This is a genomic window from Pilimelia terevasa (assembly GCF_014647915.1).
In the GTDB taxonomy this organism is placed as follows: domain Bacteria; phylum Actinomycetota; class Actinomycetes; order Mycobacteriales; family Micromonosporaceae; genus Pilimelia; species Pilimelia terevasa.
Genome location: NZ_BMQC01000003.1, coordinates 31,072 through 47,422, shown reverse-complemented (window position 1 = coordinate 47,422; position 16,351 = coordinate 31,072). Strand labels below are relative to the sequence as shown.

At 76.5% G+C, this 16,351-nt stretch carries 17 protein-coding genes and 1 pseudogene; 13 read left to right on the top strand and 5 right to left on the bottom strand.

The window, feature by feature from the left end; translation table 11 throughout:
* Positions 1-38: 38 nt before the first annotated feature.
* From IEY75_RS05360 to thpR, 3 genes are all read left to right on the top strand, one after another.
* Positions 39-1,316 (top strand): MFS transporter, encoded by a 1,278-nt coding sequence (locus IEY75_RS05360; protein WP_189113083.1) that lies wholly within the window; start codon positions 39-41, stop codon positions 1,314-1,316.
* Positions 1,317-1,470: 154 nt separating this feature from the next.
* Positions 1,471-2,229, top strand: a complete 759-nt coding sequence (locus tag IEY75_RS05355) for a maleylpyruvate isomerase family mycothiol-dependent enzyme (protein ID WP_189113082.1) — start codon at positions 1,471-1,473, stop codon at positions 2,227-2,229.
* A gap of 65 nt (positions 2,230-2,294) precedes the next feature.
* Positions 2,295-2,879, top strand: a complete 585-nt coding sequence (gene thpR / locus IEY75_RS05350) for an RNA 2',3'-cyclic phosphodiesterase (RefSeq protein WP_189113374.1) — start codon at positions 2,295-2,297, stop codon at positions 2,877-2,879.
* Positions 2,880-2,915: 36 nt separating this feature from the next.
* Here the strand turns inward: thpR and sepH are convergent, their stop codons facing one another.
* On the bottom strand, positions 2,916-4,004 hold the full coding sequence (gene sepH, locus IEY75_RS05345; protein WP_189113081.1) for a septation protein SepH: 1,089 nt from the start codon (positions 4,002-4,004) through the stop codon (positions 2,916-2,918).
* A gap of 173 nt (positions 4,005-4,177) precedes the next feature.
* On the bottom strand, positions 4,178-5,353 hold the full coding sequence (gene serC / locus IEY75_RS05340) for a phosphoserine transaminase (protein ID WP_373290209.1): 1,176 nt from the start codon (positions 5,351-5,353) through the stop codon (positions 4,178-4,180).
* Between the two features lie 216 nt (positions 5,354-5,569).
* Between serC and IEY75_RS05335 the strand changes: the two genes are divergently transcribed.
* Positions 5,570-5,998: a hypothetical protein gene (locus tag IEY75_RS05335; protein WP_189113080.1), complete on the top strand. Its 429-nt coding sequence runs from the start codon at positions 5,570-5,572 to the stop codon at positions 5,996-5,998.
* A 43-nt stretch (positions 5,999-6,041) separates the two neighbouring features.
* Here IEY75_RS05335 and IEY75_RS05330 read toward each other — a convergent pair whose 3' ends face one another.
* Positions 6,042-7,148, bottom strand: coding sequence for a citrate synthase 2 (locus tag IEY75_RS05330; RefSeq protein ID WP_189113079.1), 1,107 nt, complete (start codon positions 7,146-7,148; stop codon positions 6,042-6,044).
* A 167-nt stretch (positions 7,149-7,315) separates the two neighbouring features.
* On the opposite strand from IEY75_RS05330, the gene pdxH reads away from it, so the two are divergent.
* From pdxH to IEY75_RS05305, 5 genes are all read left to right on the top strand, one after another.
* Positions 7,316-7,963 (top strand): pyridoxamine 5'-phosphate oxidase, encoded by a 648-nt coding sequence (gene pdxH, locus IEY75_RS05325; RefSeq protein WP_189113078.1) that lies wholly within the window; start codon positions 7,316-7,318, stop codon positions 7,961-7,963.
* A gap of 235 nt (positions 7,964-8,198) precedes the next feature.
* Positions 8,199-8,360: a hypothetical protein gene (locus tag IEY75_RS05320; protein WP_189113077.1), complete on the top strand. Its 162-nt coding sequence runs from the start codon at positions 8,199-8,201 to the stop codon at positions 8,358-8,360.
* A gap of 100 nt (positions 8,361-8,460) precedes the next feature.
* Positions 8,461-10,050: a 2Fe-2S iron-sulfur cluster-binding protein gene (locus IEY75_RS05315; RefSeq protein ID WP_189113076.1), complete on the top strand. Its 1,590-nt coding sequence runs from the start codon at positions 8,461-8,463 to the stop codon at positions 10,048-10,050.
* A gap of 56 nt (positions 10,051-10,106) precedes the next feature.
* On the top strand, positions 10,107-10,592 hold the full coding sequence (locus IEY75_RS05310; protein ID WP_229789369.1) for an NUDIX domain-containing protein: 486 nt from the start codon (positions 10,107-10,109) through the stop codon (positions 10,590-10,592).
* Positions 10,593-10,696: 104 nt separating this feature from the next.
* Positions 10,697-11,713, top strand: coding sequence for a trypsin-like serine peptidase (locus IEY75_RS05305; RefSeq protein WP_189113075.1), 1,017 nt, complete (start codon positions 10,697-10,699; stop codon positions 11,711-11,713).
* A gap of 15 nt (positions 11,714-11,728) precedes the next feature.
* Here the strand turns inward: IEY75_RS05305 and IEY75_RS05300 are convergent, their stop codons facing one another.
* A complete protein-coding gene (locus IEY75_RS05300) occupies positions 11,729-12,382 on the bottom strand; it encodes a hypothetical protein (RefSeq protein ID WP_189113074.1) in 654 nt (217 codons plus the stop codon).
* A gap of 109 nt (positions 12,383-12,491) precedes the next feature.
* Between IEY75_RS05300 and IEY75_RS05295 the strand changes: the two are divergent.
* From IEY75_RS05295 to IEY75_RS05280, 4 genes and pseudogenes are all read left to right on the top strand, one after another.
* Positions 12,492-13,094: pseudogene (locus tag IEY75_RS05295) on the top strand (nitroreductase family protein); the annotation flags it as partial.
* A gap of 140 nt (positions 13,095-13,234) precedes the next feature.
* The gene (locus tag IEY75_RS05290) at positions 13,235-13,525 is read left to right on the top strand and encodes a type II toxin-antitoxin system VapB family antitoxin (protein WP_189113072.1); all 291 of its coding nucleotides are present in this window, start codon (positions 13,235-13,237) and stop codon (positions 13,523-13,525) included.
* 96 nt (positions 13,526-13,621) lie between these two features.
* On the top strand, positions 13,622-14,155 hold the full coding sequence (locus IEY75_RS05285) for an inosine/xanthosine triphosphatase (RefSeq protein ID WP_189113071.1): 534 nt from the start codon (positions 13,622-13,624) through the stop codon (positions 14,153-14,155).
* A 38-nt stretch (positions 14,156-14,193) separates the two neighbouring features.
* Positions 14,194-15,363 carry an acyl-CoA dehydrogenase family protein gene (locus tag IEY75_RS05280; protein ID WP_189113070.1) on the top strand — a complete coding sequence of 390 codons (1,170 nt, stop codon included), beginning with the start codon at positions 14,194-14,196 and terminating at the stop codon, positions 15,361-15,363.
* 38 nt (positions 15,364-15,401) lie between these two features.
* Here IEY75_RS05280 and IEY75_RS05275 read toward each other — a convergent pair whose 3' ends face one another.
* Positions 15,402-16,328: a CDP-alcohol phosphatidyltransferase family protein gene (locus tag IEY75_RS05275; protein ID WP_189113069.1), complete on the bottom strand. Its 927-nt coding sequence runs from the start codon at positions 16,326-16,328 to the stop codon at positions 15,402-15,404.
* Positions 16,329-16,351 lie beyond the last annotated feature (23 nt).

Genomic DNA, 16,351 nt, shown 5'->3' with positions numbered 1-16,351 from the left:
CCGGTTCCACCACGGACGTACCGAGGGGGCGTATACGAGTGCGCAGCAGACTGGCCAGCGCGGTCCAATCACTTCAGGTCAGGAACTACCGGCTGTTCGCCACCGGGCAGCTCGTCAAGCTGCTCGGCGTGTGGGCGATGTTCACCGCCCAGGACTGGCTGGTCCTCCAGCTCTCCGGCGACTCCGCGACGGCGCTGGGCCTCGTCACCGCGCTCCAGTTCATCCCGGTCCTGCTGCTCACCCTGTACGGGGGGCGGCTGGCCGACCGGTACGACAAGCGGCGTCTGCTGATCGCCGCCAACGCCGCCTGGGCGGTCCTCGCGGTCCTGTTCGCCGTCCTCGTGGCCAGCGGTGCGGTGACGCTGTGGCACGTGTACGTGTTCGCCGCCGCCATGGGTGTCGCCGCCGCCATCGAGACGCCGATCCGGCAGTCCTTCGTCTCCGAACTCGTCGGGGCGACGCTGCTGCCCAACGCGCTGTCGCTGTCCGCGGCCACCTTCAACTCGGCCCGCATCCTCGGCCCCGCGCTCGCCGGCCTGGCCCTGGCCACCATCGACATCGGCCCCACCTTCGTCCTCAGCGCCGCGCTCGCCGTGGCGCCGGTGGCGACGTTCCTGCGGATGCGGACCGCCGACCTGTACCGCGACGCCACCCGCCCCGGCGGGCCGGCCCGGATCCGCGACGGCCTGCGGTACGTGCGCAGCCGGCCCGACCTGCTGGTGCCGATCGCGCTGATGAGCGTCGTCGGCCTGATCGGCCTCAACTTCACCGTCACCCTGGCCGCGCTAGCCAAGACCACCTTCCACACCGGGCCGGCCGCCTTCGGGCTGCTGACCACGGCGCTCGCCGCCGGTGCCCTGGTCGGGGCGCTGGTCAGCGGCGGGCGGCGGGCCCGCCCCTCGGTGTACGTCGTGGCCGGCGCCGCGGCCGGCTTCGGGGCGCTGGAGATCGCCGTCGGGCTCGCCCCGACCTTCCTGGCGGCCTCGGCGCTGCTGGTCCCGACCGGGTTCTTCATGGTGCTGTTCGGGCAGGCCGCCAACCAGCGGGTGCAGATGGGCACCGATCCCCGGTACCGCGGGCGGGTGATGGCCCTGTACGTCCTGGTCTTCCTGGGTACCACCCCGATCGGCGCGCCGCTGGTCGGCTGGATCGCCGAGCACGTCGGCCCCGGGGCCTCGATCTGGATCGGCGGGGTCGGTTCGCTGGCGGTCGCGCTGGTGGCGCTGGCCTGGAAGCTGCACCGGACGGGTGAGCGGCTGGCCTTCCGGTTCGCGCCGCTGCCCCGCCTCTCGGTGGTCCCCTCGCCCGACTGCTGACTTCTTCCTCACTGGACGCCCGCGCCGCGCCCGAGGTGCCCGCCCGGGTGTCGGCGCGGCGCCACGCCGGTACCGGCCGCGGATGACCGGTACGCGGCGCCCTCCCGGGCCCAAATCCCGCCACGGACCCGCCGGGTGTGCTGAGGTGGGGGGCATGGACGCACTCATCGGCGCGGGCGCCTTCCGCGAGGGCCTGGCGGTCGAGTACGCGCGGCTGCGCGCCGTGGCCGAGGCGGTGCCCCCGGAGACCCCGGTCCCCACCTGTCCCGAGTGGACGCTGGCGGACCTCGTCACCCACGTCGGCAACGTGTACCAGCACAAGGTCGCCTGTATGCGCGACGGCGAGGCCGCGGTCTGGGAGCCCGACGGCGGCGCCGCGCCGCCGGTGGAGCTGCTCGACCGCGGGTACGCCGCCCTGTGCGCCGAGTTCGAGAACCGCGGCATCAGCGACCCCGCCTACACCTGGTACCCGCCGGACATGACCGTGGGCTTCTGGCTGCGCCGGATGACCCACGAGACGGTCATCCACCGGCTGGACGCCGGCTTCGCGGCCGGGGCGCCGCTGCCGCCGATCAGCACGCCGCTGGCGGTGGACGGCATCGACGAGGTGCTGCGGCGGTTCCTGGCCTTCGGCAGCCTGGCGTACGCCGCGGAGTTCGGTGCCGACCTGCGCGAGGCCGACGGCCGCACCGTGCTCGTCCAGACCGCCGGCCGCGGCTGGGCGGTGCAGCTCGCGCCGACCGGCGTCGTGGTCACCGAGGCCGACGCCGACACCCGATCGGCGGCGGCGGTCTCCGGCGAGCCGTCGGACGTCCTGCGCTGGCTGTGGCGCCGCGGCGGGGCACCGGCGCGGTCCGGCGACGCCGACCTGCTCGCCCGCCTGCACACGCTGCTGCACACCGCGACCCAGTGAGCGGCCGGGCGCCCCGGCGCCCGGAGCCACCCGCGGCCGCGCCGGAGCCGCCCGGCGCGGAGGCGCTGCGGCTGTTCGTGGCCGTGGCTCCCGCCGCCGCCGCGGCGGCCGACCTGCGCCGGTTCGCGGACAGCCTGGCCGTCGGACGCGCCGCCGCGGTGGACGGGCAGCCGGTCCGGTGGGTGTCCCCGGGGCGCTGGCACCTGACGCTGGCCTTCCTCGGCGACCTACCGACCGGCCGGGTGGCGGAGGCGGCCGGGGCGCTGGATACCGCCGCCGCGGCGTGGCGGCGGTGGACGCCGGTGCCGCTGCGCCTGCGCCTGGCCGGCGGCGGGACGTTCGGCGCGGGGCGGTCGACCGTGCTGTGGGCCGGGGTGGGCGGCGAGGTCGAGGCGCTGCGGCACCTCGCGCGCCAGCTCCGGACCGCGCTGCGGGCGGCGCGGCTGCCGTACGACGCACGGCCCTTCCGGCCGCACCTGACGCTCGCCCGCCCCGGTGCCCACCTGGCCGTCGACGCCGATGTCGCCGCCCTGGCCGGCTACGCCGGCCCGCCGTGGACGGCCACCGAGGTGGACCTGGTGCACAGCGCGACCGGTCCGCGCCCCCGACACCGCCGGGTGGCGACGGCGGACCTCACCGTCGGGGCCTGACGCGGTCCGGGCGTCAGCGTTACTCGTGGGCGGGCGTCAGCTCGACTCGCGGGCGGGCGCGCCGCCGAACAGCACGTCGTCCCAGCTCGGCAGCCGCTTGCGGGACTTGGCGTGGGCCGCGCCCTCGGCCGCCTCGGCGGCGGTGCGGCGCGGGCGGAGCACCGCCAGCGACGGTACGGCCGGGACCTCCTTGGGGACGTCCGGGTCCTCGTCGAAGGCCGAGCCCGCGCCGCCGAGCAGCGCGGCGGCGCCGCCGCTGACCGGGCGGGAGGCCGGCCGGGCGAGCCCGCCGGCAGCCGGCGCCGCCGGCTCGCCCAGCGGGCGGTCGAGACTCGCCAGCAGCGCGTCGCGGCCCGACCGGATCGGGTCCGCGCGGCGCGGCTCGGCCAGGGCGGCCGGCAGGGCGCGCGTCCGGTTCGGCTCGGCGGCCGGCGGCACGCCGCGGCGCGGGTCCGGCCGGCCGTCGGCGGCCATCGGCAGCCCGTGCCCGCGGGCCGGCTCGCCGCGGCTGGGCAGCCCCGCCCCGGACTCCTGGCCGAGCAGCGGCGCCGGCCGCTCGGTGCACAGGTACTGGGCCATGTCGTCGTAGGCGCTCACGTGCTGGCGGGCCTTGTCCAGCTCCCACATCGCCTGGGCGGTCGCCTTGCCCGACGGCCAGGTGGCGACGATGCGCCAGGTGCCGTCGTCGCGGCGGTACGCGTCCCAGGAGATCTTGTCGGAGTCGACGCCGTGCTGGTGCAGCTTGCCGTCGACCACCTCGGCGAGGGTGGCGTTGCGGTCGGAGCCGCGCAGCCGGGTGCGGCGCGCGTGCTGGGCGAGCATCGCGCGCTCCTGGAGCACCGGGCCGGCGTACCGCAGGACCCGGTCGACCGGGACGCCCGCGACCCGGGCCACCTCGTCGGCGGACTCGCCCGAGCGGATCCGCGCCTGGATGTCGCGCGGGGCCAGCGTGCGCGACGGGTCGGGGGCCGGCGGAGGTACCGGGGATGCCGGTCCGTTGTGGCCGCCGTGCAGCACCGTCGCCACCCGGTCGTCGAAGGGCAGTGCGAGCAGCCGCCCCACCTCGTCGGCGAGGACCAGAGCCTGACCGTCCTCAGAGAGGGCAACGAAGCGTACCGGTCGCATCGCGCCGCCTCCCTCCCGCTGTCGTACCCGCGCCGGGGAACAGTGTCGCCGGGCGGACTTCCCGTCATCCCGGCGCTGCCGTCGTACCGGGCCTCCGGTAGCCAACCGGGACCCGTGGCACCACCGTACGACATGCGTCACTCATTGGGGTGAGTACACGCCGAGGTCGTCGGTCACATCCGGGCGATGAGGTAGTCGAGACAGTGGGTCAACGCCTCCACATCGGCCGGCTCGACCGCGGGGAACGTCGCCACCCGGAGCTGGTTGCGCCCCAGCCCGCGGTACGGCTCGGTGTCCACGACGCCGTTGGCGCGCAGGTGCGCGGCGAGCGCCGCGGCGTCGACCTCGGGCGCGAAGTCGATCGCCACCACGACCGGTGAGCGCAGTGCCGGGTCGGTCACGAAGGGTGACGCCACGGGGCTGCGCTCCGCCCACCGGTACAGCAGTCCGGCGCTCTCGGCGCAGCGCCGCGCCGCCCAGGGCAGGCCGCCCCGGGCGCGGAGCCAGTCGGTCTGCGCCGCGGCGAGCAGGACCGTGGCGAGGGCGGGCGTGTTGTAGGTCTGCTCGCGGCGGGAGTTCTCCAGCGCCGTGCCGAGGTCGAGGAACGCCGGGACGTACCGCCCGGTCTCCCGGATCCGCGCCGCCCGCTCGCGCGCCGCGGGCGACAGCACGGCGATCCAGAGCCCGCCGTCGGCGCCGAACGCCTTCTGCGGCGCGAAGTAGTAGACGTCGGTCTCCCGCAGGTCCACCGGCAGCGCCCCGGCGGCCGACGTGGCGTCGTGCAGCATCAGCGCCCCGGCGTCGGCGCCGGGCACCCGGCGGACCGGCACGGCGACGCCGGTGGAGGTCTCGTTCTGCGGGGTGGCGTAGGTGTCGACGCCGGCCTCGGCGACGAGCGTCGCGGCGGCGCCGGGGTCGGCCTCGCGCACCCGCGGGGGGTCCAGGAACGGCGCGGCGCCGACGGACTGGGCGAACCTGGCGCCGAACTCCCCGAACGCCGCCGCCTGCGCCCGCTGCCGGACCAGGCAGAACACCGCGACCTCCCAGAACGCCGCGGCCCCGCCGTTGCCGAGCACGACCTCGTACCCGTCGGGCACGTCGAGCAGCGCCGCGATCCCGCGCCGCAGCCGGGCCACCTGGTCGCGCACCGGCGCCTGCCGGTGGGAGGTGCCCAGCAGCCGGGTACCGGCGGCGGCCAGCTCCGCCACCGCCTCGGGCCGCACCTTCGCCGGCCCGCAGCCGAAGCGGCCGTCGCCGGGCAGCAGCGCGGCGGGGATGGTGATCGGGGTCGCCGCCCGCCCGCCGTCACCGGGCGCGCCGGGCGGGTGTACCGCGCCGTCGAGTCTCACCGCGCCATCCTCGCACCGCGGGGACCGGCGGCGCCCAGCCCCGGCCCGGTGTGTCGCCGCGCGGGCGGGGGTACGGGTGCGGCACCAACGGGCGGAACCCGGCCGCGGCCGGCCGGGTGGGTGTCGCCCGGCACGCGGAGCCGGGGTGCCGCCGCCGGGGCCGCCGCGGTCCGTACCGTGATCATGGTCGGTAGGCGGGGTCCGGGAGGAGCGCACATGATCGGACGGTTCCGGTCCAGGCCGGCCCGGGCCGCCGTCGTGGCGGCGCCACCCGCGCACGCTGTTCCCGGGGCGCCGCGGTGCGCCGAGTCCGGGGTGTCGGAGCGCGGCGGTCCCGGGACGGCAGCCGGTCCGGGGGTGTCGGAGTGCGGCGGTCCCGCGGCGCGGGAGGTGGCCGCGGCGTTCGCCCGGTACGACCGCGTCACGCTCGCCGCCGTCACCCCGCACCTGCGCGCCGGCCAGCTCGCCGCCCGCTGGGACCTGTGGATGTTCGTGGAGCGGGTGTGGGACGACGCCCGCCAGCGCGGCGACGACCCGGCCGCCGACCCCCGCTATGCGGCGGTCGGCGCCCTGCGCGACCTGGTGTGCAGCCTGTACGAGTCCGCCGACGAGGCGCAGCGCCTGGCCGGCGACGTCGACTACTGAGCCCCGTCCCGCGGGCGCCGGCCCGCGGGAGCAGGGCGGCGGCTCAGCGGCCGTCGGCGACGGCGTCCCAGCCGGTGACGTCCTCGGGGCGCCGCGGCGCCGGCCCCACGTAGCGGGCGGCCGGGCGCACGATCCGGCCCAGCTTCTTCTGCTCCAGCACGTGCGCGCTCCAGCCGGCGACCCGGGCGCAGGTGAACATCGAGGTGAACATGTCGGCCGGGACCTGCGCGAAGTCGAGTACCACCGCCGACCAGAACTCGACGTTGGTCTCCAGTACCCGGTCGGGCTTGCGGGCGCGCAGCTCGGCCAGCGCGGCCCGCTCCAGCGCCTCGGCGACCTCGTACCGCGGCGCGCCGAGCTGCTTGGCGGCGGCGCGCAGGACGCGGGCGCGCGGGTCCTCCGCGCGGTACACGCGGTGGCCGAAGCCCATCAGGCGCTCGCCGCGGTCCAGCACGCCCCGCACGTACGCGTCGGCGTCCCCGCACTCCTCGACGCCCTCGATCATGTGCAGGACCCGGGTCGGGGCGCCGCCGTGCAGCGGGCCGGACAGCGCGCCGATGCCCGAGGACAGGCAGGCGGCGACGTCGGCGCCGGTGGAGGCGACGATCCGCGCGGTGAACGTGGAGGCGTTGAGTCCGTGCTCGGCGGCGGAGATGAAGTACGCGTCGACCGCCTTGACGTGCCGCGGGTCCGGCTCGCCGCGCCACCGGCGCATGAAGCGCTCGGTGACCGTGGCCGCCTTGTCGATCTCCTTCTGCGGTACCGCCGGCACCCCGACCCCCCGGGCGGCCTGGGCGATGAAGCTCAGGGCGGTCACCGAGGTGCGGGCGAGGTCGGCGCGGGCCTGCGCGTCGCTGATGTCCAGGAGCTGGCCGAGCCCCCAGTGCGGGGCGAGCATCGCGACGGCCGACTGCACGTCCACCCGGGTGTCGCCGGTGTGCACCGGGACGGGGAACGGCTCGGCCGGGGGCAGCCCCGGCCCGAACTCGCCGTCCACCAGCAGCGCCCACACCTGGCCGAACGAGACCTTGCCGATCAGGTCCTCGATGTCGACCCCGCGGTACCGCAGGCTGCCGCCCTCGCGGTCGGGCTCCGCGATGCACGTCTCGAACGCGACGACGCCTTCCAGACCGGGCTTGAACTCCGTCATGCGAGCCTCCTGCGCCGTGCCTCGGGTGCCCATCGGAAACGCGCAGGGCACGATAGGGACATCATCTCCGCTCGGACCCGGGGCGGGTGAGTGACCTGCGTCGCACTCCCCAACCGCAGCGCGGTGCCGGGGGGCGGGACAGCGGGTGGAGGGGGAGTGGCGTGACCATGAACACACCGGACCCGGCGGGCCTGCGGCAGGAGTACGACCCGGCGCGGCCCCTGACCGAGGACGGGTTGGCGCCGACCTGGCGGGCGCAGTTCGCCCGGTGGCTCGCCGACGCCGTCGCGGCCGGCCTCACCGAGCCGAACGCGATGGTCGTGGCGACGGCCGACGCGGAGGGCCGGCCGAGCACCCGCACGGTCCTGCTCAAGGGGTACGACGACGCCGGGTTCGTCTTCTTCACCAACCACGCCTCGCGCAAGGCGGCCGAGCTGGCGGCCAACCCGCACGCGAGCCTGCTGTTCAGTTGGCTGCCGCTGCACCGGCAGGTCGTCGTCTGCGGTACCGCCGCGCCGGTGGACCGGGCGCAGGCCGCCGTCTACTTCGCCACCCGCCCGCGCGGCTCGCAGCTCGGCGCCTGGGCGAGCCCGCAGTCCGCGCCGCTGCCGGACCGGGCGGCGCTGGCCCGGGCGTACGCGGCGGCGCGGGAGCGGTTCGCCGACGCCGAGGTGCCGTGCCCGCCGCACTGGGGCGGCTACCTGGTGCGCCCGGAGACCGTGGAGTTCTGGCAGGGGCGGCCGGACCGGCTGCACGACCGGCTGCGGTTCGCCCGCGCGGGCGAGGCGTTCACCGTGACCCGGCTGGCCCCCTGAGCCGGCCGGCGCCCCCGCCGCGCCCGGCCGGCGGCGCTCACCTGATGTTGCGCAGACCGTCGACTGCCGGTCCGGCGGGTGTCCGCGCGGCGACGCCTGAGGTGGACAGCCTTCGATGGCCCGCGGTACCGGGCCGCGGCTGTGGCCCCGCTCACGCCGGTCGGCGACGGCTGGTGCCGCGGGGCCACAGCGACTACGTTCCCCAGGCAAGCCTTACCTAACTCAGGAGCAGCACATGGAACACCGGCGGGGAGTGGCGGTGGCCGCCGTGGCGATCGCCGTGGCACTCAGCGGCGGCGTCGCGTACCTCCAGCTCGCGGCCGCGTGCGACACCCTCGACGCGCCCGCCGGGGCCGCGGTCGAGCGGGCCGCGCCGGCACCGGGGATCGGCCCGTGAGCGCCCTCAGCCTGTCCTCGCTGCTCGCCGTCGGGGCCAGCGTCGTGCTCACCCTGCTGCTGGTCGCCGGGTTCGCCGCGCAGACCGTCGCCGCCGCGGGATGACCGACTACGCCGACCCGGGCTGGTACCTCGCCCGGGCCGCCGGGCTGACCGCCTGGTGGCTGGCCACGGCGGCCGTGCTCTGGGGACTGCTGCTGTCCAGCCGGTTCCTCGGCAGCCGGGCCACCCCGGGCTGGCTCGCCGACCTGCACCGGACCCTGGGGACGCTGACCGTCGTCTTCAGCCTCGTGCACGTCGCCGCCGCCGGGCTCAGCGACCACTTCGACCTCGGCCCCGTCGCGCTGCTGGTGCCGTTCGTCCCGCACGCGCGGACCGGCCCGGCGGCGTGGGGGATCGTCACGCTGTACCTGCTGCTGGCGATCGCGGTCACCTCCGCGCTGCGCCGCCGCATCCCGCACCGGCTGTGGCGGTACGTGCACCTCGGCGCGTTCCTGGTCTTCGCCGGGGCGACCGTGCACGCCTTCCTCGCCGGCAGCGACGCGCACACCGGGTGGATGCGCGCCAGCGCCGTCGCCGCCGGTACCGCCGCCCTGTTCCTGGCCGTGTACCGGGTGGCCGTCGGCCGGCGGCGGACCCGGGCGGTCGACGCGGCGGTGTCCGCGGCCCGGACCGCCGCCGCGCACCCGCCCGCGCCCGCGTTCCACCGGCTCGCCGTCGCCGCCGTGGAGCGGCTCGCCGACGACGCGGTGACCGTCGCCTTCGACGTGCCGCCCGCGCTCGCCGACAGCTACCGGTACCTGCCGGGGCAGCACGTGACCGTCCGGGCGACGGTGGGTGGGGAGGTGCTGCGGCGGTCGTACTCGATCTGCGCGGGACTCGGCGACGGGGAGCTGCGCATCGGTGTCCGGCACGTGCCCGGCGGGCGGATGTCCGGCGCCGTCCAGCACTGGCGGGCCGGCGACGTCGTCGAGGTGATGACGCCGGCCGGTACGTTCACCGACCTGCCCAACTCCCTGTCCCGCCGGCACGTGCTCGGGGTCGCGGCGGGCAGCGGTATCACGCCGGTGCTGGCCGTGGCCCGCAGCGTGCTCACCGTCGAGCCGCACAGCCGCGTCACGGTCGTCTACGGCAACCGGACCCCCGCGACGACGATGTTCCGGGCCGCGCTGGCGGCGCTGGCCGACCGCCACCCCGAGCGGCTGCGCGTCGTCCACGTCTACAGCGACGCCGACGGCGGCCGGCGCATCGACGCCGACCTGCTGCGCGAGCTGGACCTGATGCCGGCCGACCACGCGTACCTGTGCGGCCCCGCGCCGATGGTCGACGCCGTCCGGGGCACGCTGGTGGCGCTCGGGATGGCCGCCGACCGGGTGCGGTCCGAGCTGTACGGGGCGCCGCGACCGGGCGCGGGTGGCCGGGGGGCGGGGACGGTGACGGTCCTCGCCGACGGCGGCGTGGCCGAACTGGCCGTGGCGGCGGGGGAGTCCCTTCTCGACGCCGCGCTGCGGCAGGGCGTGGACATTCCGTACTCGTGCCAGGCCGGCGCGTGCGGGACCTGCCGGGTCCGGCTGGTCGCCGGGGAGGTCTCCGGCGGCGCGGACGCCGACGGGCGGATCCTCGCCTGCCAGGCCGGGCTCGCCTCGGCGACGGCGGCCATCGATCTGAGCAGCGACCGGACCTCGGTCTGATCCCTCCGGCGGGCACGAAATTACGCCCTAATTGTCCGAGCCCCTACCATGACGTGGTGACCAAACCCCCCGCCGACCCGTCCGCCGCGCCGCCCCGCACGCGGATGGCGGCCGCCGTGCTGTTCTCCGACGACCGGGGCCGGGTGCTTATCGTCGAGCCCGCCGCCGGCCAGGGCCACTGGGGGCTTCCCGGTGGCGCGGTGGGGGCCGGGGAGTCCCCGATGGACGCCGCGCTGCGCGGGACGAAGGAGGCGCTCGGCCTGCGCGGGCGGCCCGGCCGCCTGCTCGCCGTGGACTGGATGCCGGCCCGCGACGCCCGGCCCGAGGGCCTGACGTTCGTCTACGACGGCGGCGCCCTGCCGCCGGAGCCGGAGGCCGCCATCCGCCTCCCCGCCGGCCAGTGGCGCTCGTGGCGCTGGTGCGGGGCGGCCGACGCCGCCGAGCGCCTGTCGCCGCTGCTGGACCGCCGCGCCGCCGCCGCGCTCCAGGCCGCCCGCGACGGGACCACGGCGTACCTGGAGAACGGGTACGCCCGCCCGTAGGTGCCCGCCGGTGTAGGGCAATCCCCGATGCTGCCCGCGGCCCGCTCCGCCAGGCTCGTCCCGTGCGGCCGGCCGCTGTGGGCCGGCCCGGAGAGGGGACCGCGATGAACCTGGTACGACCGACCCTGGCGGGGCTGCTGGCAGGGGCGCTCGCGTCCGGCCTGGCGGCGCCCGCGGCCGCCGCGGCGCCCGCGCCGCGCGCCGGGGACTCGACCGAGCTGCTGGCGAAGGTCACCGACGACGCCCCGGCCGGCGCCACGGCGGCGGCGCGGGCGGCCAGGTACTGGGAGGACCGGCTCGGCAAGCGGCTCCCGACGGAGGTGGCCGAGGTCCTGGGCACCGACGACTCCGACGGCGAGGCCGACGACCCGGACGACCCGACCGACCCGGAGGTGACCAAGCCGCCGACCGGCCCCGACCCGGACCGCGCCGCGCCGGACCCCGCCGCGGCGGCCGGCGCCGACGCCACCGTCGCCGCGGTGGGGCGCCTGGTGGGGTTCAATCCCAAGAGCAAGAAGCACTTCCACTGCACCGCCGCGGTGGTGACGAGCCTGTCGAAGTCGCTGCTGCTGACGGCCGGGCACTGCGTGCACCGCGGCAAGGGCGGCGCCCAGGCGCAGAACCTGGCCTTCGTCCCCGCGTACGAGGGGGCCGCGAACCGCCCGTACGGCGTCTGGGGCGTCAGCCGGATCCGGGTGATGGACGGCTGGAAGGACCGCCACCTGCGCGGCCGGGACCTCGCCTTCGCCGTGGTCGAGCCGCGCGGCGGCCGGGCGCTCGCCTCCGTCGTCGGGGCCAACGGCCTGGTCTTTCGCGGCAAGCGCCGGGTCGCCGTCGTGGAGATCGGCTACCCGGCCAACGGCGCGTACACCGGCGACGTGCAGGTGCGGTGCGCGGACACCACGACGCGCTCCATCCTCTGGAAGCAGAACAAGATGGGCTGCGACACCAAGGGCGGGGCCAGCGGGGCGCCGTGGCTGCGCGGGTTCGACAGGAAGACGGGGCGCGGCTCGGTGATGGCCCTGCACAGCCAGTCGCCGGACAAGCTGGATGTCTGCTACGGCCCGATCCTGGACGGCGCCGCGCTGCGCGCCTACGACAAGATCAAGAACGACGCGTAGCGGCGCGACGGCGCCTCAGTACCGGACGGTGCAGCTCACCCGCGGGTTGAACGGTGCGAAGATCCCGACGGGGTTCTGGGTGTACGCCCAGACGTGCAGGTGGTAGTGGACCGGCATCGCGTCCCGGCCGGGGGTGGGGCCGTCGAAGGCGCGCCCGAACAGCGTGGGCCGGTCGCCGTCCGTGGCCAGGTCCTGGTCGCGGTCGGTGGCCAGGTACGCCACGGCGCCCAGGCGCCGCCCCTGCGCGGTCGGCACGTAGACGAGCGCCTCCGGCCGCAGGGCGTCGACCACGCCGTCCGCGACGTGTGCGGGCCGCACGTACTGGTAGCCGACGCCCCCGCTGCCGGGCAGCTCGACGCAGGTCGGCGCCGGCAGGAAGCCGTCCCGGACGGCCGCCCGCGGACTGGCGTACCGGTCGGTGCTCGCGCGCAGCCGGGCGAGCTGCCCGGCCAGCGCCGCGGGGGTCACCCGCGGGTCGGGCAGCGGCGCCGGGGTGCCGGCGGGCAGGGACCGCTGGTCGGGCGGCCCCGGGGCGGAGGGCGCGGGGGAGGGGACGGCGGCGGCGACGAACTGGGGCGCCGCGCCCGACGGGCTGATCGCCGCCGCGGCCAGGGCGGCGACGGTGGCGGCGGCGAGTGCGCAGAGGACGCCGGTGAGGAATCGGCGCATCGGGGGGCTCCTGAGGGCAGGGTATGGGGGGAGTGGGCGCCGCGAGGCGTCCACTTCAGAGCATTCTAGGTCTAATACGGACATGTCAGCTTTCTTTGGGGGTTGTGTCGTGGAGTTCCCGGAAGTCGTGCGGCGCCGGCGGATGGTCCGCAACTACGATCCCGACCGCCCGGTGTCGGCGGCGACGGTCGACGCGCTGCTCGACCTGGCCCGGCGCGCGCCGTCGGCCGGCTTCACCCAGGGGTGGGGTTTCCTCGTCCTCACCGAGGCCGCCGACCGCGCGCGGTTCTGGGCCGCCGCCAGCCCCGCGGACCCCGACCCGGCCCGGGCGAACTGGCGGGAGGGCCTGCGCCGCGCCCCGGTCGTCGTCGTGCCGTTCGCCAGCGCGTCGGCGTACCTGGACCGGTACGCCGAACCGGACAAGGGGTGGACCGACCGCGACCCCGCCCGCTGGCCGGTCCCCTACTGGCACGTGGACGCCGGCTTCGCCGCGCTGCTGCTGCTCCTGGGCGCGGTCGACGCCGGCCTGGGCGCGTGCTTCTTCGGCGTACCGGGGCCGCGCGTCCCCGCCCTGCGGGCGGCCTTCGGGGTGCCGGAGGAGTTCGCGCCCGTCGGTGCGCTGACCGTCGGCTACCCGGCGCCGGACCGGCGCTCGCCCTCGCTGCGCCGGGGCCGGCGCCCGCGCGACGAGGTCGTCCACCACGGCCGCTGGTGTCGGGAACACGACACTTCCGCCTCCGGGACTTCGGCGGCGGAAACAGAGAGTCTACGGGCGAACCCGGCAGCGGTGACGGATCGCTTTTTCCCGACTGACGGATAGGCTGGTCCGCGTCCGTCGGGAGGGGTGGCGTCGTGATTTTCAGAGGCGTGCGGGACGACCGGCCGTACCCGGAGCACCAGCTCACCCTGAAGGAGTGGGCGGCGATCCCGCCGCGCCCCGTGCGGCTCGACCAGCTCGTCACCACCAAGCGCGAGCTGGCGCTGGACAAGCTCCTGGCCGAGGATTCGACGTTCTACGGCGACCTGTTCCCGCACGTCGTGCAGTGGGACGGCGTCCTGTACCTGGAGGACGGGATGCACCGGGCGCTGCGGGCCGCGCTCCAGCAGCGCAACTCGATCCACGCCCGGGTGCACGTCATCTGAGGCGCGCGGGAACTCGGGCGTTCGGGCGGACTCGCCGGCCCCGCCGTGCCACGCTGGCGGGACAGTCGACCGCACGAGGCACGGAGTACGACGGACATGCAGGTACCCCGGTTGGGTCGGTGCGCCCTCGCGGCGCCCGCGGTGCTGCTGGCGGCGTGCGGCAGCCCCCCGCCCCCGTACGAGGACGTGATCCCGCGGGCGCTGCGCGCCGACTTCGGCCCCCGCGTGCGGGTACTGGTCGAGGAGTACCAGGACACCGTCGCCGTCGACGACGCGGGCGCCCGCAGCGCCTGCGCGGTGCACCTGTTCGGCATGGAGCCCAACGTCGCGCGGACGGTCGCCCGGGTCCGCACGATGTTCGCGTGGGCGTCCTGCACCTGGGTGCGGACCGAGGCCGGGTCGGTCACCGACGAGGCGTTCGCCATCGACTTCCAGCCGGGCATCCAGGTGCGGCCCACCGGCGAGAACGTGCGCGAGGGCGTCCAGCGGGAGTTCCCCGAGCGGCTGCACGAGGTCGCGCAGATCGGCCCGGTCGGCGAGCTGGCGCGGCTGGACCAGGAGCGGCGGCGGCGGGCCGGCGAGGTCGCCGCGAGGTCCCCGGTGCCCCGCCCGACGGCCACCCGGTCCTGAGCCCGCGGCCGCCGGCCGGCCCTGGCTACCCTGAGCACATGCGCACCGACCCGCTGGCCCTGCTCGACCTCGACTCGCTCCTGGACGACGAGGAGCGCGCCACCCGCGACATGGTCCGCCGGCTCGTCGCCGAGCGGGTGCGGCCGGAGGTCGCCGACTGGTACGAGCGCGGGGCGGCGCCGGTCCGCCAGCTCGCCGTCGCGTGCGGCGAGCGGGGCCTGCTCGGGATGCACCTGCGCGGGTACGGCTGCGCGGGCGGCTCCGCGGTCGCCTACGGGCTGGCCTGCTTCGAGCTGGAGGCGGGGGACTCCGGGGTGCGCTCGCTGGTCAGCGTGCAGGGGTCGCTGGCGATGTACGCGATCTGGCGGTACGGCAGCGAGGAGCAGAAGCGGCGCTGGCTGCCGGGCATGGCCGCGGGCGAGTGGATCGGCTGCTTCGGCCTCACCGAGGCTGACCACGGCTCGGACCCCGCGTCGATGGCGACCCGCGCGACGCCGGTGGACGGCGGCGGCTGGCTGCTGCGCGGCGGCAAGATGTGGATCACCAACGCGCCCGTGGCCGACCTGGCGGTGGTCTGGGCCCGCACGCCCGACGGGGTGAGCGGCTTCGTCGTACCGCTGGACCGGCCGGGGGTCGGCGTCCGGGAGGTCACCGGCAAGCTCTCGCTGCGGGCCAGCGCGACCGGCGAGCTGACCTTCGACGACGTGCTGCTGGAGGCCGACGCGCTGCTGCCGGAGGCCCGCGGCCTCAAGGCGCCGCTGAGCTGCCTGACCGAGGCGCGGTACGGGATCGTCTGGGGCGCGCTGGGGGCGGCGTACGACTGCCTGACCGCCACCCTGCGGTACGCCGCCACCCGCACCCAGTTCGGCCGGCCGCTGGCGGGATTCCAGCTCACCCAGGCCAAGTTCGCCGACATGGCCGTCGAGCTGCAGAAGGGCTTCCTGCTGGCCCTGCACCTGGGCCGGCTGGCCGACGCGGGGCGGCTGCGCCCGGCGCAGGTCAGCGCCGGCAAGCTGAACAACGTCCGCGAGGCGCTGGCGATCGCCCGGCAGTGCCGCACCATCCTCGGCGCCAACGGCGTCTCCGGCGCGTACCCGCTGATGCGGCACGCGAACAACCTGGAGAGCGTGCTGACCTACGAGGGGACCTCGGAGATCCACCAGCTCGTACTCGGCCAGGAGCTGACCGGCGAGTCGGCGTTCGCCTAGCGCCGGCCCGGCTCAGGCCGCGCGCCGCGCGGCCCGGCTCAGGCCGGGGAGGCGCGGCGGTGCACGGGCTCGCCGCGCCGCTGGCTCGGCTGCCGGACCGGCGGCGCGGGCGGCTCGTCGGTCGCCCGCACGGCATCGAGCACCTTCGTCGCCGCGTGCAGCTTGACGATGAGGAACACCTCGAACGCCACGAGCAGGGCCGAGGCGCCGACGGTCGCGGCGACGATCGCGCCGACGGCGGGGCCGACGATGAAGACGGCCATCTGGAACTCGATGCCGCTGACCAGGTGCGTGCGGATGCGGTGGCGCCGCAGCAGGTCCCGGAACCACAGGAACATGGACAGCCGGTCGCGGAACGGCCGGTAGAGGTCCACGGCGGCGGCCGCCGTCTCGTTGACCAGCCGGTCCGGGGCGGCGGGGTACATCGCGTCGACGGCGTCGCCGCCCGCCGGCTCCAGCTCGCGCGCGGCCCGCCGGATCTTGCTGTTGACGCGCTGCATCATCAGGGCGTTGAGGTACCGGAACATGTCCAGGAAGATCACCAGGCCGGCCAGGGCGAGGAACATCAGGTCGCCGGTGCGGGCGTACTGGCCGCCCATCAGCGCGGCGGCGCAGGCGAGCACCCGCAGCCGGTCCAGGATGTAGTCGAGCCAGGCGCCGAACTCCGAGCCGGTGCCGTGCAGCCGGGCCACCTTGCCGTCCATGCAGTCGACGACGAAGCTGACGTGGAACAGGGCGGCGCCGGCCAGCAGGTAGGGGTACCCGCCGTGGGCGAAGCAGGCCGCGGCGCCGAGGCCGAGCAGGAACGCGGCGAGGGTCAGCTTGTTCGGCGTCACGTGGCGGTACGGGCCGACCCACTGCACGAGGCGGGAGGCGAGCGGGTCCACGAGCAGGACGGTCCACCACGCGTCACGGGGCTTGTACGTGCGCGCGCGGACCTCGGATATCGCCAGTCGCTGGCTCATGTCGGACCTCGATGCGCGGGGCT

What these genes read in the sequence shown, in the direction of transcription:
- IEY75_RS05330 (WP_189113079.1), bottom strand. Translation starts at nt 7,148, where the DNA reads ATGACGGAGTTCAAGCCCGGTCTGGAAGGCGTCGTCGCGTTCGAGACG.
- sepH (WP_189113081.1), bottom strand. Translation starts at nt 4,004, where the DNA reads ATGCGACCGGTACGCTTCGTTGCCCTCTCTGAGGACGGTCAGGCTCTG.
- IEY75_RS05315 (WP_189113076.1), top strand. Translation starts at nt 8,461, where the DNA reads ATGACCGACTACGCCGACCCGGGCTGGTACCTCGCCCGGGCCGCCGGG.
- IEY75_RS05285 (WP_189113071.1), top strand. Translation starts at nt 13,622, where the DNA reads ATGCAGGTACCCCGGTTGGGTCGGTGCGCCCTCGCGGCGCCCGCGGTG.
- IEY75_RS05335 (WP_189113080.1), top strand. Translation starts at nt 5,570, where the DNA reads ATGATCGGACGGTTCCGGTCCAGGCCGGCCCGGGCCGCCGTCGTGGCG.
- IEY75_RS05355 (WP_189113082.1), top strand. Translation starts at nt 1,471, where the DNA reads ATGGACGCACTCATCGGCGCGGGCGCCTTCCGCGAGGGCCTGGCGGTC.
- pdxH (WP_189113078.1), top strand. Translation starts at nt 7,316, where the DNA reads ATGAACACACCGGACCCGGCGGGCCTGCGGCAGGAGTACGACCCGGCG.
- IEY75_RS05275 (WP_189113069.1), bottom strand. Translation starts at nt 16,328, where the DNA reads ATGAGCCAGCGACTGGCGATATCCGAGGTCCGCGCGCGCACGTACAAG.
- IEY75_RS05305 (WP_189113075.1), top strand. Translation starts at nt 10,697, where the DNA reads ATGAACCTGGTACGACCGACCCTGGCGGGGCTGCTGGCAGGGGCGCTC.
- IEY75_RS05320 (WP_189113077.1), top strand. Translation starts at nt 8,199, where the DNA reads ATGGAACACCGGCGGGGAGTGGCGGTGGCCGCCGTGGCGATCGCCGTG.
- IEY75_RS05280 (WP_189113070.1), top strand. Translation starts at nt 14,194, where the DNA reads ATGCGCACCGACCCGCTGGCCCTGCTCGACCTCGACTCGCTCCTGGAC.
- IEY75_RS05300 (WP_189113074.1), bottom strand. Translation starts at nt 12,382, where the DNA reads ATGCGCCGATTCCTCACCGGCGTCCTCTGCGCACTCGCCGCCGCCACC.